Origin of the sequence: Pseudomonas sp. FP2335, assembly GCF_030687535.1 — a bacterium.
Taxonomy (GTDB): Bacteria; Pseudomonadota; Gammaproteobacteria; order Pseudomonadales; family Pseudomonadaceae; genus Aquipseudomonas.
Genome location: NZ_CP117437.1, coordinates 2,945,640 through 2,968,194 on the forward strand (window position 1 = coordinate 2,945,640; position 22,555 = coordinate 2,968,194).

18 protein-coding genes are annotated in these 22,555 nt (G+C 59.6%); 11 read left to right on the top strand and 7 right to left on the bottom strand.

All coding sequences use genetic code 11. The features are described 5' to 3' along the window. Window positions 1–239: 239 nt before the first annotated feature. The 6 genes from PSH81_RS12990 to xylB all read left to right on the top strand — a co-directional run bounded on the left by PSH81_RS12990 (window position 240) and on the right by xylB (window position 7,148). Window positions 240–785 (top strand): hypothetical protein, encoded by a 546-nt coding sequence (locus PSH81_RS12990; RefSeq protein WP_192300115.1) that lies wholly within the window; start codon window positions 240–242, stop codon window positions 783–785. 393 nt (window positions 786–1,178) lie between these two features. After that, entirely contained in the window at window positions 1,179–2,711 is a 1,533-nt protein-coding gene (locus PSH81_RS12995) for a sugar ABC transporter ATP-binding protein (RefSeq protein WP_226457596.1), read from the top strand. Next, window positions 2,704–3,684 (top strand): ribose ABC transporter permease, encoded by a 981-nt coding sequence (locus PSH81_RS13000; protein WP_192300113.1) that lies wholly within the window; start codon window positions 2,704–2,706, stop codon window positions 3,682–3,684. The genes PSH81_RS12995 and PSH81_RS13000 overlap by 8 nt, the downstream gene beginning before the upstream one ends. A 37-nt stretch (window positions 3,685–3,721) precedes the next feature. Next, the gene (locus PSH81_RS13005) at window positions 3,722–4,654 is read left to right on the top strand and encodes an ABC transporter substrate-binding protein (RefSeq protein WP_305392710.1); all 933 of its coding nucleotides are present in this window, start codon (window positions 3,722–3,724) and stop codon (window positions 4,652–4,654) included. Between the two features lie 21 nt (window positions 4,655–4,675). Then, complete coding sequence (locus tag PSH81_RS13010; protein WP_305392711.1) at window positions 4,676–5,668, top strand: LacI family DNA-binding transcriptional regulator; 993 nt, start codon at window positions 4,676–4,678, stop codon at window positions 5,666–5,668. A gap of 16 nt (window positions 5,669–5,684) precedes the next feature. Then, window positions 5,685–7,148 carry a xylulokinase gene (gene xylB / locus PSH81_RS13015; RefSeq protein ID WP_305392712.1) on the top strand — a complete coding sequence of 488 codons (1,464 nt, stop codon included), beginning with the start codon at window positions 5,685–5,687 and terminating at the stop codon, window positions 7,146–7,148. 167 nt (window positions 7,149–7,315) lie between these two features. Here xylB and PSH81_RS13020 read toward each other — a convergent pair whose 3' ends face one another. After that, complete coding sequence (locus tag PSH81_RS13020) at window positions 7,316–7,756, bottom strand: Lrp/AsnC family transcriptional regulator (protein WP_192300109.1); 441 nt, start codon at window positions 7,754–7,756, stop codon at window positions 7,316–7,318. A 109-nt stretch (window positions 7,757–7,865) separates the two neighbouring features. On the opposite strand from PSH81_RS13020, the gene PSH81_RS13025 reads away from it, so the two are divergent. Next, window positions 7,866–8,771: a DMT family transporter gene (locus PSH81_RS13025; protein WP_305392713.1), complete on the top strand. Its 906-nt coding sequence runs from the start codon at window positions 7,866–7,868 to the stop codon at window positions 8,769–8,771. Here PSH81_RS13025 and PSH81_RS13030 read toward each other — a convergent pair. Further along, complete coding sequence (locus PSH81_RS13030) at window positions 8,749–10,728, bottom strand: U32 family peptidase (protein ID WP_305392714.1); 1,980 nt, start codon at window positions 10,726–10,728, stop codon at window positions 8,749–8,751. The genes PSH81_RS13025 and PSH81_RS13030 overlap by 23 nt on opposite strands. A 229-nt stretch (window positions 10,729–10,957) precedes the next feature. Beyond that, window positions 10,958–11,338, bottom strand: a complete 381-nt coding sequence (locus tag PSH81_RS13035) for a RidA family protein (protein WP_192300106.1) — start codon at window positions 11,336–11,338, stop codon at window positions 10,958–10,960. A gap of 185 nt (window positions 11,339–11,523) precedes the next feature. Between PSH81_RS13035 and PSH81_RS13040 the strand changes: the two genes are divergently transcribed. Continuing rightward, window positions 11,524–12,879, top strand: a complete 1,356-nt coding sequence (locus PSH81_RS13040; RefSeq protein WP_305392715.1) for a PAS domain-containing methyl-accepting chemotaxis protein — start codon at window positions 11,524–11,526, stop codon at window positions 12,877–12,879. 49 nt (window positions 12,880–12,928) lie between these two features. Here the strand turns inward: PSH81_RS13040 and PSH81_RS13045 are convergent, their stop codons facing one another. The 4 genes from PSH81_RS13045 to PSH81_RS13060 form a co-directional block, all read right to left on the bottom strand. Next, window positions 12,929–14,251, bottom strand: a complete 1,323-nt coding sequence (locus PSH81_RS13045; protein WP_305392716.1) for an OprD family porin — start codon at window positions 14,249–14,251, stop codon at window positions 12,929–12,931. Between the two features lie 466 nt (window positions 14,252–14,717). Continuing rightward, window positions 14,718–15,587 carry an oxaloacetate decarboxylase gene (locus PSH81_RS13050; RefSeq protein WP_305392717.1) on the bottom strand — a complete coding sequence of 290 codons (870 nt, stop codon included), beginning with the start codon at window positions 15,585–15,587 and terminating at the stop codon, window positions 14,718–14,720. Between the two features lie 132 nt (window positions 15,588–15,719). Then, window positions 15,720–17,366, bottom strand: coding sequence for a hypothetical protein (locus PSH81_RS13055; RefSeq protein ID WP_305392718.1), 1,647 nt, complete (start codon window positions 17,364–17,366; stop codon window positions 15,720–15,722). Between the two features lie 160 nt (window positions 17,367–17,526). Then, window positions 17,527–18,417, bottom strand: a complete 891-nt coding sequence (locus tag PSH81_RS13060) for a LysR family transcriptional regulator (protein ID WP_192300101.1) — start codon at window positions 18,415–18,417, stop codon at window positions 17,527–17,529. 167 nt (window positions 18,418–18,584) lie between these two features. On the opposite strand from PSH81_RS13060, the gene PSH81_RS13065 reads away from it, so the two are divergent. The 3 genes from PSH81_RS13065 (at window position 18,585) to PSH81_RS13075 (ending at window position 22,489) form a co-directional block, all read left to right on the top strand. Further along, window positions 18,585–19,667 carry a 4-oxalomesaconate tautomerase gene (locus PSH81_RS13065; RefSeq protein WP_226457586.1) on the top strand — a complete coding sequence of 361 codons (1,083 nt, stop codon included), beginning with the start codon at window positions 18,585–18,587 and terminating at the stop codon, window positions 19,665–19,667. 44 nt (window positions 19,668–19,711) lie between these two features. Continuing rightward, window positions 19,712–21,043 (top strand): dicarboxylate/amino acid:cation symporter, encoded by a 1,332-nt coding sequence (locus PSH81_RS13070; protein ID WP_226457585.1) that lies wholly within the window; start codon window positions 19,712–19,714, stop codon window positions 21,041–21,043. Between the two features lie 141 nt (window positions 21,044–21,184). Beyond that, window positions 21,185–22,489, top strand: coding sequence for a CitMHS family transporter (locus tag PSH81_RS13075; RefSeq protein WP_192300098.1), 1,305 nt, complete (start codon window positions 21,185–21,187; stop codon window positions 22,487–22,489). Window positions 22,490–22,555 lie beyond the last annotated feature (66 nt).

Consider the following 22,555-nt stretch of genomic DNA (forward strand, 5'->3'; position numbering starts at 1 on the left):
TGCCCCGCGCTGGGGGGCGCAGCCGCCCCAAACCCAGGCACCGCGGTCTTCCTGAAATACCGCGGCGGTCTTGTTGGGGCGGCTTCGCCCCCCAGCGCGGGGCAAGCCCGCTCACTACAAGGGCAACAGCTCGCACAGGGGGAGGGTGCGCTTTGCGCTGATTTGGTGCGCGAACAAACTTGAACTTCATCCGGTGCCCCTTCTTCTAACAGGACTCGACCTCCCCACGGAGCACCGCCGTGCCCAGAATCATCTCGCCGCATTCCCCGGAAACGGCCCTGACCGACCACAGCGAACACAACGCCAAGATCTTCGGCTCGCCCAAGGATCGCCTGGACTTCTACCGCCGTGAGATCCAGTACGAAACCACGATCCTGGCCAACCGCACAGACGCCTACCTCACCGCGCAATCCTTCCTGGTCATCGCCTTCGTCTCCGGCATGGGCAACCTCAACCCCGAGTGGGGCAAGTTGTTCACCCTGGTGGTGCCGGCGTTCCTGGTCTTGCTCGGCATTCTCAGTTCGCTGAACGCCTGGCCGGGGATTCGCGCGGCGTATGAAATCATCGACCACTGGCACTACAAGCAAAGCGAGCTGTTGCGCAGTGAACCGGTGATGGGCCTTGCGTACGACGATTCACCGCTGTTCTGCGAAACCGAGTCGTCCCACAAGGGCTACCGCAAGTCGCTGCTATTCTCAATGCGTGCGCCGTGGCTGTTTATGGTGTTCTGGCTGTTGCTGGGCGCCTATGCGTTTTATATCCAGGTGGACAACCCGGGTTCATAGAGGTGTGGATCATGTCGGATGAACGTGAGCAGGAACCGGAAGAGGAACTCAACGACCCCGGCAACGAAGACCCGGGCTCGCTGATGGATGATGCGCAGGTGCCGCTCATCGAAGAGCAGGAGCCTTAGCGCACCGCTCCAACAGCCATGACTGCCCCGCACCCTGCAAGCTGATCGCACCCAACCTCCTGTCCCAAGGCCAATGGCGGCGCTGTGGCTACCACTGCGCGCGATGGACTGTGCGTGCGCACTAATCTGACTTTCGCACAAAAGTCGTTGGTGAAACGTTTCTTCAAGCACAAAAACAGCTAAGCAAGCGCTTGCGCAAGCAAAAGCTTCTGTTTTAGAGTCGGCCCCGCTCGACCACAAAAATAATAAAACCAGGAGCTCAGCCATGAGCCTTGAACCCTTGCTTGAGATGCAGGGCATCAGCAAAACCTTCAACGGTTTGCGTGTGCTCAAGAATGTCGGCCTGAAGGTCTACCCCGGCGAAATCCACGCCTTGATGGGGGAGAACGGCGCCGGCAAATCCACCTTGATGAAAATCCTCTCCGGCGCCTACCAGGCCGATCCCGGCGGTGAAATCCGCATCGCCGGCCAACCCGTCGCCAGCTTCGACCCTGCTACCGCCAAAACCCTCGGCATTGCCGTGATCTATCAGGAACTGAGCCTGTGCCCCAACCTCAGCGTGGCCGAGAACATCTACCTGGGGCGTGAACTGCGGCGCGGCTGGACCATCGACCGCAAGGGCATGCAGGACGGTTGCCGCGAGGTGCTGCAACGCCTGGGCGCCGAGTTCACGGCGGCGACGCGGGTCAGCAGCCTGTCGATCGCCGAGCGCCAACTGGTGGAAATCGCCCGCGCCCTGCATGCCCACGCCAAGATCCTGGTGATGGACGAACCGACCACGCCGCTGTCCTCCCGCGAGACCGACCGCTTGTTTGCGTTGATCAAGCAACTGCGCAGCCAGGGCCTGGCGATCATCTATATCAGCCACCGCATGGCCGAGATCTATGAGTTGTCGGACCGGGTCTCGGTGCTGCGCGATGGCCAATACATCGGCGAACTGACCCGCGACGCGCTGTCGGCCGAGGTGCTGGTGAAAATGATGGTGGGCCGCGACCTGTCCGGCTTCTACAAGAAGGAGCACGCCGCCTATAACCCCGGAGACGTGGTGATGCGCGTGCGCGACATGGCCGACGGCAAGCGCGTGCGCAATTGCAGCTTCGACCTGCATGCCGGTGAAGTACTGGGCATCGCCGGGTTGGTGGGGGCAGGGCGCACCGAGCTGGCGCGGCTGATCTTTGGTGCCGACCCACGCACCCACGGCAGCCTTGAAGTGGTCGGCAAGAACGTCACTCAACTGCGCACCCCGGCGGACGCGATCCGCGCCGGCGTGGTGTACCTCACCGAGGACCGCAAGGCCCAGGGCCTGTTCCTCGACATGAGCGTGGCCGACAACATCAACGTCTGCGCCTGCGTGCCGGACGCCCACGCCGGTGGCGTGCTGGACCGCGGCCACGGCGCGCAGCGTGCCAGTGAAGCGATCAAGGCACTGTCGATCCGGGTGGCGTCGGGCAAGGTCAATGTCGGCGCGTTGTCCGGCGGCAACCAGCAAAAAGTGCTGCTGGCGCGGTTGCTGGAGGTCAAGCCGCATGTGCTGATCCTCGACGAGCCGACGCGGGGCGTAGACATCGGCTCCAAATCCGAGATCTACCGCATCATCAATCAACTGGCGCAGGCCGGCGTGGGCATCGTGGTGATCTCCAGCGAACTGCCGGAGATCATCGGCACTTGCGACCGTGTGCTGATCATGCGCGAAGGCCAGTTGGTCGCCGAGGTCGGCGGCGCATCCGGTCAGGTTATTTCCCAGGAACGCATTATTGACCTCGCCACGGGTGGCGATCAGGTGGTGGCCAATGGCTGAATTGCAGATGACGACAACAATGGGCAAGGCAGAACGTGCAAGAGAGTTGATGCGCACGGTGGGCATGTTGCCGGTGCTGGTGCTGTTGCTGGTGGGCTTTGCCCTGGCCAGCGAAAACTTCCTGACTATGCAGAACCTGTCGATCATCACCCAGCAGGCCTCGGTCAATGTGGTGCTGGCGGCGGGCATGACCTTTGTGATCCTCACGGCGGGCATCGACCTGTCGGTGGGCGCGATCCTGGCGGCTTCGGCGGTAGTGGCGTTGCAGGCATCGATGTCGCCGCAGTTCGGCATGTTCGGGATCGCGGCGGGCATCGGTTTTGGCCTGTTGCTGGGCTTGGTCAACGGCGGCTTGATCGCGTTCATGCGCCTGCCGCCGTTCATCGTCACCCTCGGTGCGCTGACTGCCATGCGCGGTTTGGCGCGCTTGCTGGCGGACGACAAGACCGTGTTCAACCCGGACCTGCCGTTTGCCTTTATCGGCAACGACTCGATCCTCGGCGTGCCGTGGCTGGTGGTGATTGCCGTGGCGGTGGTGGGGTTGTCGTGGTTCATCCTGCGCCGCACCGTGATGGGCGTGCAGATCTATTCGGTGGGCGGCAATCCGGAAGCGGCGCGGCTGTCGGGGATCAAGGTGTGGAAGGTGTTGCTGTTCGTCTACGCCATGTCCGGCGCATTGGCCGGGCTCGGGGCGGTGATGAGTGCTTCGCGGCTGTTCGCGGCCAACGGCCTGCAACTGGGCCAATCCTATGAGCTGGATGCGATTGCCGCAGTGATCCTCGGCGGCACCAGTTTTACCGGCGGCGTCGGCACTATCGGCGGCACGCTGATCGGGGCCCTGATCATTGCGGTGCTCACCAACGGCCTGGTGCTGCTGGGGGTGTCGGACATCTGGCAATACATCATCAAGGGCATCGTGATCATTGGCGCGGTGGCGCTGGATCGTTATCGCCAATCCGGTGCACGCACCTGATTTCACTCGTACAACAACAATCACAAGAGAGACCCGTATGAACTTCAAACGCGTATTTCCCGTTATTGCCCTGGCGGCCCTGATGTCCCAAGCCGTCGAGGCGCGTGAGTTGAAAGCCCTTGGCATCAGCATGGGCTCGCTCGGCAACCCGTACTTCGTGACCCTGGCCGATGGCGCCACGGCGCGGGCCAAGGCGCTGAACCCCAACGTCAAGGTCACCTCGGTGTCAGCCGACTATGACTTGAGCAAGCAGTTTTCGCAGATCGATAACTTCATTTCGTCCAAGGTCGACCTGATCCTGATCAACGCCGTCGACCCGTCGGCCATGGCCTCGGCGATCAAGAAAGCCCGTGACGCCGGGATTGTCGTGGTCGCCGTGGATGTGGATGCCAAAGGGGTCAACGCCACGGTGCAGACCGACAATGTCGAAGCCGGCAAGCTGGCCTGCCAGTACCTGGTGGACAAGCTGGGCGGCAAGGGCAATGTGATCATCCAGAACGGCCCGCAGGTCACGGCCGTGACCGACCGCGTCAAAGGCTGCAAGGCGGCGCTGGCCGGTGCGCCGCAGATCAAGGTGCTGTCCGACGACCAGGACGGCAAAGGCTCGCGCGAAGGCGGCCTGAATGTGATGCAGGGCTACCTCACGCGTTTCCCGAAAATCGACGGTTTGTTCGCGATCAACGACCCGCAAGCCATCGGCAGCGACCTGGCCGCCAAGCAACTCAAGCGCAGTGGCATCGTCATCACCTCGGTGGACGGTGCGCCGGACATTGAGAACGCGCTGAAGACCGACACGCAGATCCAGGCCTCGGCCAGCCAGGACCCCTGGGCCATGGCGCAGACGGCGGTGGATGTGGGCAACGACATTCTGAATGACAAAGCCCCTGGCGAAGCGGTTACCCTGCTCACGCCAAAACTGATCACCCGCGACAACGTCGGTACGTACAGCGGTTGGTCGAGCAAACATTGATCGATTAAGGGGAACAGCAACGTGGTGACCATGGATGACGTGGCCAGCCGGGCAGGGGTGTCGACGTCAACCGTGTCCCACGTGTTGAACGGCACCCGCAAGGTCAGCCCGGCCTCGGTGCAGGCGGTGCAGCAGGCGATCCAGGCGTTGGGGTACATTCCCAACACCCTGGCGCGCTCGCTGGCGCGGTCGAGCACCAGCACGATTGGCGTGGCGATCTCGGCGCTGTCCAACCACTACTTCAGCGAAACCGTGCACGCCATTGAAAGCGAGTGCGCCAAGCACGGCTACATGATGCTGTTTGTCGACACCCACGACGACCCGGAGCAGGAGCTACGAGTGGTCACGGCGCTGCATCACCGGCGTGTCGACGGGGTGATCCTTGCGCCGTCGAACGACTCGAAGGCGCTGGAGTACCTGCGCACCAACCAGATCCCGGCAGTGCTGGTGGACCGCATGATGAGCGCGCAATTCGATCAGGTCGGGGTGGAGAATACCCAGGCCACCCAGGCCCTGATCACCCATTTGATTGGCCACGGGCACCGCCGCATCGGTTTTATCGCCGGGCGTACGGGGTTCAGCACCACGGACGAGCGGGTTGCCGGCTATAAGGCCGCTTTGCAGGCGGCGGGGTTGGCGTTTGATCCGCAGTTGCTGGTCAACGGCGGCTCCAACACCGAGCCGGCACGCCAGGCCACGGTGCAGTTGCTCGGGCTGGATGCACCGCCCACGGCAATCATGGCCGGGAACAACCTGATGACCCTTGGCGCGATGCACGCCCTGCGTGACGCGCAGCTAGAGGTGCCAGGACAGATGGCCTTGGTGGGGTTTGATGATTTTGACTGGGCCGATTTCTTCGTGCCGCGCCTGACGTTGATTGCCCAGCCGGTCAACGACCTGGGCGCGCGTGCGGTGCACCTGCTGCTGCAGCGCATGGCGACACCCGAGGCAACGCCGCACAGCGTGCGCCTGGCGCCGAGCCTGCAACTGCGCAATTCATGTGGCTGTATCTGATTGGAATGACACGCGTATGAGCCGTCCTGTTTCCCTCGGCATAGACCTCGGCACTTCAGAACTCAAGGCGATCCTGATGGACCTTGACGGCACGGTATTGGCCCACGCCGGCGTGCGATTGAGTGTGTCGCGGCGCCACAGTGGCTGGTCCGAGCAGGCGCCGCAGGACTGGTGGCAGGCGTGTGTGCAGGCGTTGGCGCAACTGCGGGCGCACCCGGCCTTTGCCCGGGTGGCGTGTATCGGCTTGTCCGGGCAGATGCATGGTGCGGTGCTGTTGGGGCGGGACGACCGGGTGTTGTATCCGGCGATCCTGTGGGACGACTCCCGTGCCATCGCTGAGGCTCAAGAGCTGGGCGCGGGCTTTGCAGACGTCACCGGTAGCCTGCCGATGGCCGGGTTGACCGCGCCTAAGCTGCTGTGGCTGCAACGCCACGAGCCTGAGGTGTTCCAGGCAATTGACTGTGTGTTGTCGCCCAAGGATTACCTGCGTTTGCGCTTGAGTGGCGAGCGCGTCAGCGAGATGTCGGATGCCGCCGGTACGCTGTGGCTGGATGTGGCGAACCGTGAATGGTTCGGCCCGATGGTTGGCGCCAGCGGCCTGGTGCTGCAGCAGTTGCCGAGGCTGGTGGAAGGCGGCGCGGCCAGCGCCGTGCTGACCGCGACCGGCCTGGGCTTGCCTGCCGGGGTGGTGATCGCCGGTGGCGGGGGCGACAACCCGGTGGCCGCCGTAGGCATCGGCGCGATCAATGCGGGTGACGGGTTCATCACCCTGGGCACCAGCGCTGCGATTGTGGCAATCACCGATCACGCCGCCGGCAATCCGGCCAGCGCCGTGCACAGTTTCTGTCATGCGCTGCCCGGACGCTGGTACACCATGGGCGCGATGCTGGCGGGTGCCAGTTGCCTGCGCTGGGTCACGCGGCTGACCGGCACGCGGGATGAGCAGGCGTTGCTGGAGCAGGTGCAGGCGCAACTGCCGATCGCACAGGGGGTGCCACTGTCGGCACCGCTGTTTCTGCCTTACCTGGCTGGAGAACGCACGCCGCATAACGACCCGTTGCTGCGCGGTGGATTCATGAACCTGGGCCACGACTGCACTCCGGCGCTGCTCGGGTATGCGGTGATGGAGGGGGTGGGCTTTGGTTTGCTCGATGCGTTGCACGCGGTGCAATCGGCGGGGGCCCGCGTCGGCGCGTGTGCCTTGGTCGGCGGCGGGGCGCGCAGTGAGTACTGGGCGCAGCTGTTGGCCAACATCCTGCAGCGGGAGATCTTCACGTTGCATGGCAGTGAGTTGAGCGCGTGCGTGGGGGCGGCGAAGCTGGGGCTCATGGCGATCGGGCAGGGCGCCGGGTTGCTGCAGGCGGGGATGCCGGTCAAGGCGCGTTACCAGCCGGATGTCGGGCAACAGCCGCTGCTGGAGGCGCGCTATCGCAAGTTCAAAGGTTTATTGGAGGCGGCCAAGACACTGCACGGCTTGTAGTGAGCGGGCTTGCCCGCGCTGGGGGGGGCGAAGCCGCCCCAAACGGTACGCTGCGGTGGGTCAGGAAGACCGAGGTGTCTGGGTTTGGGGCGGCTTCGCCACCCGGCGCGGGCAAGCCCGCTCACTACAGGCCTGCGCAGTACATTTCGAGCGCGGGGAAAGCAGCGTTACCTATCAAGCGGCGGCAAGCGGCGTTTGACCGGGGTTTTCTTGACGATGGCGGTGTTGGTCTCGGCATACACGTTGAGCCGGTCGAGCAGGCTGTCCAGTTGTTCCATGGTGCGCACATGCAGGCGTGCGATGAAGCAGTCGTCGCCCGTGACCTTGTCGCACTCGGTGAACTCGGGAATCGCCTGGATCTGGCGTTCGACTTCCTGCAATTTGCCGGGCAGGGGACGGATGCGCACGATGGCTTGCAGCAGGTAGCCGAAGTGTTTGGCGTCGATGTCCACCGTGTAGTGGGTCAGAACACCGCGTTCTTCCAAGCGCCGCAAGCGCTCGCCGACGCTGGGCGACGACAGCCCGGTGATGCCTGCCAGCGCCTTGAGGGACAGGCGTGAGTCGTCCATCAAGGCGGCGATCAGTTGCTGGTCGATGGTATCGATCATGGTTTCTGCCTAATTAGTAAAGGTGATCCAGGGCTTTGGCCTTTTTTAGGCGCTGGAGCCGTTACCCAGCAGATTGCCATAATTGAGCCTCATTTGAGGAGCAGCAAACATGGACACATCCATCCGTCGCGGTTCGTGGGAAATGGTCGCCGCCATGCTCATCTCGGGCACCATTGGTTGGTTTGTACTGGTGTCGGGCGTGTCGGTGATCGAAGTGGTGTTCTGGCGCTGTGTCATCGGTGCGCTGACACTCTTGCTGGTCTGTGCCGTGCTCGGCTACCTGCGCCTGTCGCTGCTGACGTGGGCCAGGCTCGGGCTGGCGATGCTCAGCGGCGTGGCGATCGTCGGCAATTGGTTGCTGTTGTTCGAATCCTATTCCCGCGCGTCTATTGCCATCAGTACGGCGGTGTACAACGTGCAGCCGTTCATGTTGGTGCTGTTGGCGGCGCTGTTGCTTGGGGAGAAGATCACTGCGCAGAAGCTCGCGTGGCTGAGCGTAGCGTTCCTTGGGATGTTGGCGATTGTCACTGCCCATGGCGAGCAGCAAGCCGGTGGCGGGGACTATCTGGCGGGGATTGCGTTGGCCTCTGGCGCGGCGTTTTTGTATGCGATTGCCGCCTTGATCATCAAGCGCTTGAAGCAAGTGCCAGCGCATTTGATGGCGTTGATCCAGGTCACCACCGGCGCATTGTTGCTGGCGCCACTGGTGACGTGGAGCAACCTGCCGGTAGCGCCCACCGCCTGGGCGGCGTTGGCGACGCTGGGCGTGGTGCACACGTGTGTGATGTATGTATTGCTGTACGGTGCGATCCAGAAACTGCCGACCGCGTTGACCGGCGCACTGTCGTTCATCTACCCGATTGCGGCGATCTTGGTCGACTGGATCGCCTTCGGGCATCGCCTGGGTTGGCTGCAATGGCTGGGAGTGGCGGCGATTCTGCTGGCAGCGGCGGGGTTGCAGCGGGGCTGGTGGTGGCCCCGCTCCCAGAGGGTTAGTGCGTACCCTGGAAAATAATGTTGTCCGGGTTGAAATGCTCCACTGCGCTGCCCGGTTGCGGCAGACCGAGGATATGCCCCTTGATCTTGCCCACCACGTGCATCTCGCAGGGTTTGCAGTCGAACTTGAGGGTCAGCACTTCGTCGCCGTGGATCAATTGCATGGGCGCGACCTTGGTCTTCACGCCCGTCACGCCCTTGGCCTGTTTCGGGCACAGGTTGAACGAGAAACGCAGGCAGTGCTTGGTGATCATCACCGGCACTTCGCCGGTTTCTTCGTGGGCTTCGAAGGCGGCATCGATCAACTTCACCCCGTGACGGTGATAGAAGTCGCGGGCTTTCTGGTTGTAGACGTTGGCCAGGAACGACAGGTGCGCGTCCGGGTACACCGGCGGCGGGGTGGTTTCGGCTTTGCGCCCACCACGCGGGTGCGCGGCAACGCGGGCGGCGGTCAGCGCTTCAATCACTTCGCGGCGCAAGGCCTTGAGCTGCGAATTGGGGATGAAGAACGCTTGCGGCGCATCCAGCTGGATGTCGGTGGCGTGGTATTCGGTGGTGCCCAGTTGGCCGAGCAGGTCGCGCAGGGTGTCCAGGGCCTGTTCCGGCTTGTTGGCCACGCCGAACGGGCCGGGCAGGGTGACGCTGGCGCTGATGCCTTCTTCGCTGGTCGCGGTGACTTCCAACTGCGCTTCACGCAGGCGTGCAGCCCAGGTCAGGCCGATACGGCGCTCGGACGAAGTCTTGAGCAGTGCCTGTTGCCAGTTGTGGTCCAGGTTGCGGTTCAGCGGGTGGTTGGGGCGCAATTGATACAGGCCGGCCGGCATTTCATTCGGCTCGACGCGGTAGCGGTAACGCTTCTCGCCGTCTTCCTCGAACTCGCCCTTGGGCTCGGCAATGTTGGCGCGGAAACCCACGACCTCACGCTTGATCAGCACATTGAGACCGTCGCCGTTGGACAGCGGCTCATGGGTCACCACCTGCAAGTCGCGCTTGCCGGTTTTTTCCACCACACCCACCGGCAGGCCGGTGAAGGTCGGGGTATCGAAGGCGCCGATGTCGATCTTGCGGTCGGTGACGAAATAGTCGGTGCTGCCCCGGTGGAAGGTTTTTTCCGGGTCGGGCAGGAAGAAATGCGCAGTACGGCCGCTGGACGCACGGGCCAGGTCCGGGCGGTCTTCGAGCACTTCATCGAGGCGCTGGCGGTAATAGGCAGTGATGTTTTTCACATAGCCCATGTCCTTGTAGCGGCCTTCGATCTTGAACGAACGCACACCCGCTTCGACCAGCGCGCGGATGTTGGCGCTCTGGTTGTTGTCTTTCATCGACAGCAGGTGCTTTTCAAAGGCCACGACGCGGCCCTGGTCGTCTTTCAAGGTGTACGGCAGGCGGCAGGCCTGGGAGCAGTCACCACGGTTGGCGCTGCGGCCGTTCTGCGCGTGGGAGATGTTGCACTGCCCGGAGAACGCCACGCACAGGGCGCCGTGGATGAAGAACTCGATGGCGGCATCGGTTTCATCGGCGATGGCGCGGATTTCCTGCAGGTTCAGCTCGCGGGCGAGGACCAACTGCGAGAAACCGGCCTGGTCGAGAAACTTGGCGCGGCCCAGGGTGCGGATGTCGGTCTGGGTGCTGGCGTGCAGCTCGATGGGCGGAATATCCAGCTCCATCACGCCCAGGTCTTGCACGATCAACGCGTCGACGCCGGCGTCGTAGAGCTGATGGATCAGCTTGCGCGCGGGTTCCAGTTCGTTGTCATGCAAGATGGTGTTGATCGTGGTGAAGACGCGGGCGTGGTAACGGCGGGCGAATTCCACCAGTGAGGCGATATCGCTCACCTCGTTGCACGCGTTGTGACGGGCGCCAAAGCTTGGGCCGCCGATGTAGATGGCGTCGGCGCCGTGCAGGATGGCCTCGCGTGCGATGGCGACATCGCGGGCAGGGCTGAGCAATTCAAGGTGGTGCTTGGGCAAGGACATAGTTTTTTTAGTCAGGCTTGTCACGGTTGAGGCGCGCATTGTAGCTGTGAAACGCTGGTGGGGCACCTACCACAAGGCTGACGGGTGTTTCCTGAGCCTTGGGATTGCAAACCCAATCAAATGTGGGAGCGGGCTTGCTCGCGAATGCGCTGGATCAGTCAAAGATCTATTGACTGACACACCGTATTCGCGAGCAAGCCCGCTCCCACATTTTTTGGCTGCGCCTGGCTTAGGCTTTTGCGGCCATTGCGGTGACTTCGACGCGCATGCCATCGACGGCCAACGCGGCCACGCCAACGGCTGCCCGCACCGGCCACGGCTTGGCGAAGAAGCGCTTGTAGACGTCATTGAACGCGGCGCGATCGGCCATATCCGTCAAGTAGATCGTCAGGTGCATGACCCGGTCCATGGAACTGCCGGCCTTTTCCAGGGCGACTTTCAGCGCTTGCAGGGTGCATTCGCTCTGCAAGGTGATGTCGCCCAGCTCCAGGCTGCCGTCGGCACGGGTGGGGATCTGGGTGGAGACCAGGATGCCGTTGAAGCCGATCACGTCGGAGGAAATCGAATCTGCATCGGGGTCGGGGGTGTAGTGCAGGTCGTGGTTGGCCATGGGGGCTCCGCTCAGGTCAAAGGGTCGCCAGTTTAAACACAGGGGCAGGGTGGGTCACGGTGGCGATGCGTAGCGTGTAAATATTGACGTCAATTAATAAATATTTTTTCCGTGTCAAGTCCGTTTTTTTTACGCCGATACTAGACTCAGGCACTACAGAATCACGCTTGAGCGAGGGGTACGTCATGTTCAATAAAGTCTTAAAAACAGAACTGGCGGCCAGGACGGCCGACGTCACTGAATATAAGGGGCTGATCGCCGCGCTCGAGCGCTCCATGGCGGTGGTCGAATTCGACCTGACCGGCAAGGTCTTGCGCGCCAACGAAGTTTTCCAGAACACCCTGGGTTACAGCGCCGCGCAATTGATGGGCAAGTCCCACCGCGACTTCTGCTTGCCGGAACTGACCGGCAGCCCGGCTTACACGGAATTCTGGAACGACCTTCGTGCTGGCAAGTTCGTGTCGGGCACCTTCAAACGAGTGGCTTCCAACGGAAAAACTGTGTGGTTGGAGGCCAGCTACAACCCGGTGCTGGATACCCAAGGCCATGTGTTGAAAGTGGTCAAATACGCGCTGGATGTGACGCAGAAAGTCGAACAGGAAGCGGCGACCCGCAGCAAACTCGCGGCGCTGGACCGGGCCATGGCCGTGATCGAGTTCGACTTGAATGGTCAGGTGCTCGACGCCAACGAAAACTTCCTGCACGTCATGGGCTATTCCCTGGCCGAACTCAAAGGCAAACATCACCGCATGTTTTGCGAACCCGCATTGGTCAACAGCAGTGAGTACAGTGACTTCTGGCGACGCCTGAACAACGGTGAGTTTTTCACCGGGCAATTCAAGCGCATCGGCAAGCATGGTCGCGTCGCGTGGTTGGAGGCCAGCTACAACCCGGTGTATGACGGCGATGGCAAACTGCTCAAGATCGTCAAGTTCGCCAGCGACATCACCGAGCGGGTAGAGAAATTCGAGGAAGATTCCCGTGGCGCGTCGCGGGCCTATCACATCTCCTCCGAGACCGAGCGCTTTGCCGAGCATGGCACCCAGGTAATCCAGGAAACTGCCAGCGAGATGCGCCGCATCGCCGACAACATCGGTGCATCGGCACGACTGGTGGGGCAGTTGGGCGACCGTTCCGAGCAGATCACGGCCATCGTCAACACCATTCGCGGTATTGCCGACCAGACCAACCTGTTGGCGCTCAACGCAGCGATCGAGGCGGCGCGCGCGGGCGACCAGGGGCGCGGGTTTGCGGTGGTGGCCGATGAGGTCCGGCAACTGGCCGGGCGCACCAGCCGCTCGACGGCGGAAATTGCCGAGATGATCGGCATGATCCTCTCGGAAACGCGTGACGCGGTGACCAGCATGAACGCCACCCAGGAAGGCGCGCAACGGGGTGTGAACCTGGCCGATCAGGCCGGTTCGGTGATCCTGCAGATCCGCACCAGCACCAGCGATGCGGTGCAAGCGGTGAGCATGTTTGCGTCGAAGCTGGATGAGTCGGAAGTCATTCCCAAGACCGCAGTAGGCTGGGTGGGGTAGCACGGTCATGAGCCGGCCGGCGCCCTGTCGGCCGGCTCAGTGTGGTCGCCTACAGCAAGGTAAACGGATAGTCGACAATCAGCCGCAGCTCGTTCAACTTGCCATCGCCCTGGTCGGCGTTCGACGACACGATGGCATCACGCACCCGTAGCGACAGGTTCTTCGCCGGGCCGCTCTGGATCACGTATTTGGCTTCCACATCGGTCTCGTGATGCGCGCCGTCCGAGCCATAGTCGTTGGCGTAGGCGCTGTGAGCCGGTGTGTGGCTGCCGTCGATGTCCGAGCCGTTGATGTAACGGCCCATGAAACTCAGCCCAGGCACGCCATAGCTGGCCATGTTCAGGTCATAACGGATGCCCCAGGACTGCTCGCCGGGCCCGTTGAAATCGCCCCACTGCACTGAGTTGGCGAGGAACACTGAATCGCCGCCTTCGCCCGCACCGTTGTTGCCGGTGCCGATGTAGTCAAACGGCGTATCGCCATGCACTTTCTGGAACGACAACGTCAGCGTGTGTGCCTGCCAGAACGAATAGGCCGCCGCCACCGAATAAGTGGTGTTGTTGATCGCCCCGGCCTTGGCGCTGCCGGTGTCGAGGGTGCGGTACAGGTTGCCGTCCAGGGCCAATGACTGGTCCTGGCCCAAGGGAATCACGTAGTTGAGGTTGGTGTAGTACTGGCGCCAGATGTCCTCCAGTTCGCCGGCATACAGCGTCGCGCTCAGTGACGGGCTGAAGGTGTATTTGCCGCCGACAAAGCTCGCACTGTTGGCGGCGATGTTGGCGTAGGTCGCGTAGATGTCGTGCTCGTGGTTGCTGGTCATGCCGCTGTTGGTGCTGGTGAAGTGCCCGGCTTCCAGGTCGAGGCCGGCGATTTCGCTGCTGGTCAGGTCGAAACCGGTAGCCGTCTGCGGCAACAGGCGGGTGCCGCCGGTAGCGAAGACCGGGGCGGTGGGCTGCATGTCGCCGAACTTGAGCTGGGTCTTGGAGATTTTTACCTTCACCGCCGCGCCCACTGAGCCGTAGGCATTTTCTGGATCGCCGTTGCGGTCGGTCGGCAAGTTGCCAGTGCCGGCGTCGCTGTGGGTGGCGTCGAGTTTCAGCCCGCCGTAGGCATAGGCATCGACGCCGAAGCCGATGGTGCCCTGGGTGAAGCCCGAGGCATAGTTGAGCATCGCACCCTGGGTCCAGTCACGATTGTCGGCCTTGCCGCTCGCGCGGTCGCGGTCCATGTAGTAGTTGCGCAACAGCCCGGTGATGCTGCTGCCGTCGATAAAGCCTTTCGATTCGGCCTGGTCGCTGACCGACTCGGCCAATGCCATTTGACTGATACTGGCGCACACCGCCAGTGCCAGCAGACTGCTGTGTTTAAACATTTACTTAATCCCCAAGAATATTGAACGCGCGCGCAAACACCGCACTTGTTGGATAGCGCATAACATTGTTTTGGCAGATGTTTTCAGGTGAGGCATTACCGTTTTTATTGTCTTCGACGTGGCTGCCGAAGCTGATTCTAAGCAGAGTCTGCGTGGCCTGCAGCCAGGGGAAGGATGAAACTCGATTAATTAAACTTCACGGTATTTATTGGCTACCGGGTGTAGCGTGGAACTGTCTTAGCCGCTCTGCTTCGACAAAATCCTTTGGTTGCCGCCGCAGACTCTGCGGCGGATTTTTTTCGTGCGCGCGAGTTATTAGTTGGCTGCTTAGTTGCGGTTAGTAGCATTGGTGAGCAGGGCGCTCAGGGCGGGGGTGCGAAGGGGGGGCGCTGGCGTGACGCCGCCAACGGTGGCGGTGAGCCCATGGCAGGAGGAGGGCATTCACCGCTTACCTGGCAGGTAAGGACTACTCTTTTACATCCATGAACTCTTGCGCCCACGCCACGTAACTCTCGGGCAACGTGTAGGTGTGCGTCAGTTCGGTAGCGCTGAGGTTCGAGGTGCTGTGAGTCAACTGGCGCTGGGCGCGCAGGCTGTCGTAGGTGGCCTTGATCGCGGCGAAATATGCACCGTGACCGGCAACCACCACACGAACGCCGAGGCTGGCCAGACGTTGGGCGTCATGGAGTTTCGGGTTGCCGTAGGTCACCAGCATCAACGGTACCGTGAGGTTTCCTGCGATCTTCTCCAGGTGCTCGAAGTCACTGACACCGACCATGCAAATCCCATCCGCACCGGCTTTTTGATAGGCCAGGGTGCGCTCTATCACCGCTTCGGTGGGCAATACACCGGCGTTGGTGCGCGCAATGATCGACAGTTCCGGATCGACCCGTGCTTCCAGCGCGGCGCGGACCTTGCCGATACCTTCGTCGATGGAAATCAGATCCGTGGATTTACGCCCGAATTGTGCGGGCAGCAGCGTGTCTTCAATGGTCAACGCGGCCACACCGGCACGCTCAAGTTCTTCGACGGTGCGCATCACGTTCAGGGCATTGCCGTAGCCGTGGTCGGCATCGGCAATAAACGGCAATTGGGCGACGCGGCCGATGCGGGTGGCCTGTTCGACAAACTCACTCAGGGTGATCAAGGCAAAATCGGGGGCGGCGAGCACCTGCAACGAGGCGACGGAGCCGCCCAGAATGCCCACTTCAAAACCCAGGTCGGCGGCGATACGCGCGGACATCGGGTCAAAGACGGAAGCGGTTTCTACGCAGGTAGGCGTTGCAAGCAATTCACGGAAATTACGGCGCAGGGCGGTGTGAGACTTTTTCGGCATGATCTTTCCTGGTTGGGGCCTTTGACTGCATGGGATCAAAGCCGATGAGAGAGGTGGCAGATTACCATGTAGGAAAAGGGAGGATTATGACGTTTGAGAATGGGGTATGCGGGGTAGGCATATTGCACCGTATTAGTGCGATTCATCGCGATCAAGACTGTGCGGTGCCAGCTTTACCACTTCGTTTTTATTGAATATCCAGTGTTTGCCCGAAGAAGAATAGATATTCATGAACTCAACGAGGGAGATACACGTAAAGTCTTTGATCTGATTTGCGACGAATGTTGGGTACCGCGTTATCATTACGCGGCAAATAGCACCAAACTGGATGCTGGGATCAAATACCTCTTGAAAATAGGCTTCCAGATCGTTGAGGTTGTCAGTGGCCCATGTGTACTTTTTGGAGAATTTCTCGCTGTAACTATTTTTGCTGGTGATAAATTTTGTGAGATCATCCCGGTGCGTTCTGGGCTCGGTAGACTGAATAACTTGTTTGTCTTCAATAATGATGAGTAATTGTTGATCAGGGCAAAAAACGAGATGATCGATTTCGCCGACATCGGCTGGAACTTCAATTTTTTGACCCTGTTTGAAGCGCAGGTTTTTTACGGATGACAGGCCGCGCAGTCCAACGCGCTCGAAGTTGCTTGTCACCACGCTTTCAAACCAGCGACCCGACTTTAAGGAAACATCTGCCAACTCTGCATCCACCTGTTTGGCGTACCATTCAGTCGGGATTTTTTTGAAAGCGAATTCTCGGACCAGACATGTTAAACATTCTTCTGCCATAAGCTGAGAGAAGAACATCAGTTCGTCGCCGTTATGGTAATAGTAAAAAAACGGACGCTTATAGGCTCTATACTCTTGTTTCGGACTAAATAGCTCTCTGCGTTCCTCGCGCATTTTTTCAGGCGAGAGAGATAGCCCATCTAAAAATAATCGAGCCTGCTCTGCTGATACCGCGTAAGTCTGAATAATTGTCGCAAGTACTTCGTCGCGATAGAAAAAACAAATACGCTCTGGATGTTCGGCGTCGCTATAGGTAGTGATGATCCACTGAAAAATACCTAAAGCTGTTGTATACGTAATCCCTAGGTGGCGAATGAAACTTTCTTCAGTAAGCTCACTGTGCGCGGCGTGATCGCACAGAAAGTCTGGACTGGGAATATAGAGTTCTTCATCACGATAAGCCTCACGCGGGTCAAAAATTGTATCGGCGTCTTGAGGCACATTAAAATAGGTTTTTCCCAGAGGGTCGAGGATGAGTGTGACGCTCTCCATCAAATATACATAGTTGTCGCTACGCATATAAAGACTGACCAGTTCTTCGGCGGCGACAAACACCATAGCTATCGCGTCTTTTTGTTCAGGGAGACTATGGTTCGAAGCGTTGTCTTTCATGTCTGCCAGGCAGATCAGTTCAAGTAGATATTTTATCCCTCTACGGGCTGACACTGCGTAGTCCTGCCAAAATATTTCTTCCTCTTTACGAAGCAGGCCGAGTTTGTATTTGTTGGAAATTTGTCCATAGCGTTCATATTGCTGCACTAAGAATGAAGCGAACTCCCTGGAATTTATTATGGGTAGGTGTTCGGCAAGGATTTTCCGATACAGTTCGAACATGTGATTTACGATGTTTTTTATTTCGGCCCTGTCTGTGTAGATCCCTGGTTCGAATTGTTCGAATACGCCTCTTTTGATTCGTTGGAAGATAAGGTCTTCATGACGTTTGCTCGCCCTATAGATTTCAATCCCGCCCAACGCTTTCGGTACGAACATCCTATTATTCCTGTCGTGAGTGACTTGCCGATTTTGTGGCTAAATTCGCCACCCGAGGTTCGCGGCCAACCCATTCACTCGGTTGCAGTCGTCCACATAGTCGGCAGAGCTCAACGCCGCTCGGCGGTTATCTCAACCCAGGCTAAGGGGAAGAAAGAGGTCACTGCTCCCACTGTTCCAGCAGTATCGAGACGAATTTTTCCGCTGCCGGAGAGAGTGAGGCGCCTCTTCGGTACACCAGTCCCAACGATCGGTTGACGATGGGCTCTATCAACGGGACGCTCACCAATGTTGGATGATCCTCAGCAGGCATTGCCAGGCTCGGCATCGCCGAGACGCCTAATCCAGCTTCTACCAGACCCAGCGATGTAGACAGGTGTTGCACCTCATAGAACCACTGTGGACGCCAGCTCAAGCCCGACAAAGCGTGGTCAAGCAGCATGCGGTTGCCGCTCAGGCGACCGACCCCGATAAGGCGGTAATTGCTGAGTTCCGACCAGGTGACTGCACTGCGCTCAGCCAGCTCATGGTCGCGTCGACACGCTAAAACAAAAGGCTCGTTGACCAATGGCACGAACTCTATGTCGGGGTGCTGGCCGCTCATCATGTTGATGCCAAAGTCGGCTTCGCCACGCAGAACAGCCTCCAGCCCTTCGTTTGCACTGAGATCGAGCAAGCGAATGCGGATTTGTGGATAGCGCTCGTTGTAGAGGCGGATCACCGTCGGGAGGAAGTAGAAAGCGGCGGTTGGGATACAGGCCAGGGTTACACGGCCGCTCTGCCGCTCCGCCAGCTCCCGGATGTTAAGGATCGAGTCGTCGAAGTCATCCAGTAAGCGTCGTGCCTTGGGTAGGAAGTCTCGCCCAACGCTAGTAAGACTTACCCTCCTTGTCGTGCGATCGAGGAGGGCTGTTCCTAAACCCTCTTCAAGCTTTTTCATTCTCCGACTTAGGGCTGGCTGGGAGAGATGCAGTGCATCGGCAGCTTCGTGGAAGCTGCCAAGTTCTGCGATTTTCACGAAAGATCGGATGTCGTTCAGCTCATAATTCACGTTTTTTATCTCAGCAGACGAGTGTTGTTCAGTCCGTTCATCCTAAAATCATCATTCGTCAAACGCAATAATCAGGCTGATATTTGCATTGGAAACAAATTTTAAAGCCTGCGACTCTTGCTCACAAGGCAACAATTACCCCGATTGATCAACAAGAGTCAGTATTCATGCAACGAATTCCCTGTGTGCTAATGCGCGGTGGTACTTCCAAAGGCCCGGTGTTTCTCGCCTGGGATCTACCTGTTGCGATCGACGAGCGTGATGAGCTGCTGCTCAACCTGATGGGTTCTGGCCATGAGCTGGAAATTGACGGCATCGGTGGTGGTAGCCCACAAACCAGCAAGGTGGCGATCGTCAGCCCATCGCTGCATCCTGAGGCGGATGTCGATTATTTGTTTGTGCAAGTCATGGTCTCCCAGCGTCGAGTCGACACCGCACCCAATTGCGGCAACATGCTGTGCGCCGTTGGCCCGTTCGCCATTGAGCATGGGCTGGTAAAAGCCTCCAAAGATCTGACTCGCGTGCGTATTCGCAACCTCAACACGGGGACTTTTGTGAACGCCGAGGTACAGACCCCCGATGGGCAGGTCAGCTATGAAGGCGACACCGCCATCGATGGTGTGCCGGGTACTGCCGCTCCTGTGCAACTGACCTTCCTGGATGCTGCGGGCAGCAAGACCGGCAAACTCTTCCCGACTGGGCAAACGCAGGATTTGATCGATGGCATTCCAATGACCTGCATCGATATGGCAATGCCGATGATGATCATCGAAGCCGGCCAACTGGGTAAGCGCGGTGATGAAAGTCCTGCTGAGTTGGATGCCGACAAAGAGTTCTTGCGCCGTCTGGAAGCCTTGCGACTGCAAGCCGGGTTGGCGATGGGCCTGGGTGATGTCAGTGACAAAGTGATTCCCAAGCCTGTACTGGTGTCTCCGGCCAAGGCTGGCGGCACCATCCAGGTGCGCTACTTCATGCCACACAACTGCCACCGCGCCTTGGCGATCACTGGCTCCATCGGCCTGGCCACCGCTTGTGTCACGCCAGGCAGTGTTGTCGCACAATTGCTCGGCGGGGCTAGCGAGCCGCGCTTGAAGCAAGTACGCATTGAACATCCAAGCGGCGGTATAGATGTCGTATTGTCCTACACCGGTGCTCAGGGTGAGACAATTCGTGCCTCGGTGGTGCGTACATCGCGCAGGCTGTTCTCCGGTTTTGTCTACGCCACGGCTTCCCAACGACTCGCCGGATAATTTCCCCTAGTCATTGCCGTCTTTGCATCAGCACAATTCTAAAAATGGGTGATGCCATGAAAGTTGTAAAATCGCTCTACTTCCAGATTCTCTTCGCCGTGTTATTGGGCGTGCTGGTCGGGCACTTCTGGTCGCAACAGGCCATTGCCTTGAAACCGCTGGGTGATGCCTTCATCAAGCTGATCAAGATGATGATCGCTCCGGTGGTGTTCTGCACCATCGTCACCGGTATCGCCGGCATGAGCGACAAACGTGCGCTCGGTCGTCTGTTGAGCAAGACCATGTTGCTGTTCCTGGCGTTGACCGTGATCAGTTTGATTATCGGCCTGGTGGCGGTCTACCTGTTCAAACCCGGTGTGGGCATGAACATTGATCCCACCCAGTTGAGCACCAAGGGCCTGACGCAGTACACCGATTCCGCCGCGAAGTTGGGAGTGGTCGAGTTTTTCATGCACATCATCCCCGATACTTTCATCGGTGCTTTCAATAAAGGTGAAGTGCTGCCGGTGTTGTTCATTGCGGTGCTGTGTGGTTTTGCTCTTTCAGCCATAGGCGAGCGTGGCAAGCCGGTACTGGATGTACTGGAATCCGCCTCGCACATGGTGTTCAAGATCTTCTCCTACCTGATGCGCGTTGCTCCGATCGGTGCCTTTGGCGCTTTGGCGTTCACTGTGGGCCAGTACGGTATTACCTCGTTGGGTTCGCTGGCCAAGCTGATCATGACGTTGTACATCGCCTGTGCCTTCTTCGTCTTTGTGGTGCTGGGCAGCATTTGCCGGGCGAATGGCTTCAGTCTCTGGAAGTTGCTGCGCTACTTGCGCGAAGAGTTCCTGGTGGTGCTAGGGACTTCCTCCACCGAGCCGGTGATGCCGCGAATGTTGGAAAAGCTGCAGGCCCTGGGTTGCAAAAAAGGTGTGGTGGGGCTGGTGCTGCCAACGGGTTACTCGTTCAACCTCGACGGCACGGCGATCTACCTCTCGCTGGCAGCGGTATTCATTGCTCAGGCCTGCAACATTGAACTGAGCCTGATGCAGACCGTAACCATGCTGGCCATCATGCTGTTGTCCTCGAAGGGTGCAGCAGGTGTCACCGGCGCCGGTTTCGTCGCACTGGCGTCGACGCTGACGGTGATCCATGACATTCCCCTGGCTGGCCTTGCCCTGCTGATCGGGATCGACCGCTTCATGTCGGAAGCCCGGGCGCTGACCAGCCTGGCCAGCAACGCCGTGGCTACCGTCGTGATGTCCATCTCGGAGAACGCCTGCGATCGCGAAACACTGCTGCGGACGCTGGACGGTAAACCTTCGCCCGCCGTGAACCCAACCCAGGTTCAGAACGCGGACTGGGATGGCCTGAGGGTCACGGAACACGTCTAACCGGCCGCGGCCGACTCTAGACCCTTTAATTACCTCAAGAACAACCCCCCGCCAGGTACCGTTGATCGGGCCATCTGGCGGGCACGGGGTCGTACGCCTGTGCGTCGGCCACGCTACTCATAAGAACAAGAGAACTTACCTATGCTCGCATTACTTGGCTTGGCCATGGTGGTGGTCTTCACCGTCCTGATAATGACCAAACGGTTGTCGCCGATTGTCGCCCTGACAGTGGTGCCGATTGTGTTTGCCGTCATTGGCGGTTTCGGTGGCACTACCGGCAAGATGATGCTCGATGGCTTGAAAATGGTCGCGCCTTCGGCTGCGCTTCTGCTGTTCGCGATCTTGTTTTTTGGCTTGATGATCGACGCCGGCCTGTTTGACCCGCTGATTCGCAAGATCCTCAAACGCGTCAACGGCGACCCGATGAAAATCGCTGTTGGCACAGCGTTGCTGTCGCTGGTGGTGGCCCTGGACGGTGATGGCACCACCACCTACATGATTACCTGTGCGGCAATGCTTCCCCTATACAAACGTATCGGGATGAATCCAATGATTCTGGCGACCATTGCCATGCTTTCTCTGAGCATCATGAGTGGCATGACCCCTTGGGGAGGGCCAGCGACCCGGGCGATCGCGGCGCTGGGCCTGGATGCCGGTGCCTACTTCGTGCCCTTGCTGCCGACCATGATCGGCGGTGCGATGTGGGTGGTCTTCACCGCCTTCCTGCTGGGTCGTGCCGAGCGCAAGCGTATCGGTAATATCCAATTGGAAAGCGGCGGCGGCGATTGCTACATCAAGGCGATTCTTGAAGACACTCCGCACAAGCGCCCGAAGCTGGCCTACGTCAACCTGCTGTTGGTGATCGCGGTGATGATCGCACTGGTGATGGGGATCATGCATTCCGCGATCCTGTTCCTGATCGGGTTCGTACTGGCGCTGATGATCAACTATCCGCAACTGGATATTCAGAAGGAGCGCATCCTTGCCCATTCGGGCAACGCGATGACCGTCGTACTTCTGGTATTTGCCGCCGGTATCTTTGCCGGGATTTTTTCGGGCACCAAGATGGTCGACTCTCTGGCGCAAACCCTGGTTGACTGGATTCCGCCGTCTTGGGGGCATCTGTTCCCACTGGTAGTGGCAATTACCAGCATGCCGCTGACCTTCGTGCTGTCCAACGATGCTTACTACTTCGGCGTGGTGCCCATCCTGGCGAATGCCGCTGCGGCGTATGGCATTGACCCGGTGGAGATCGCCCGCGCATCGATTCTCGGCCAGCCGGTACACCTGATGAGTCCGTTGGTAGCTTCAACCCTGTTGCTGGTGGGGATGGTTGATCGCGACATCGGCGACTTCCAGAGAGCCACCGTCAAATGGGCGGTACTCACCTCCCTGGTGATTACCGCGCTAGCCCTGCTGACCGGGGCGATCAGTCTCTTCACCTGAATCCGCCAACACCACCTGTTTTTTCCTGACGCGCCTCGCGAGCGAGGCGCGCACTGTCCTGCACTC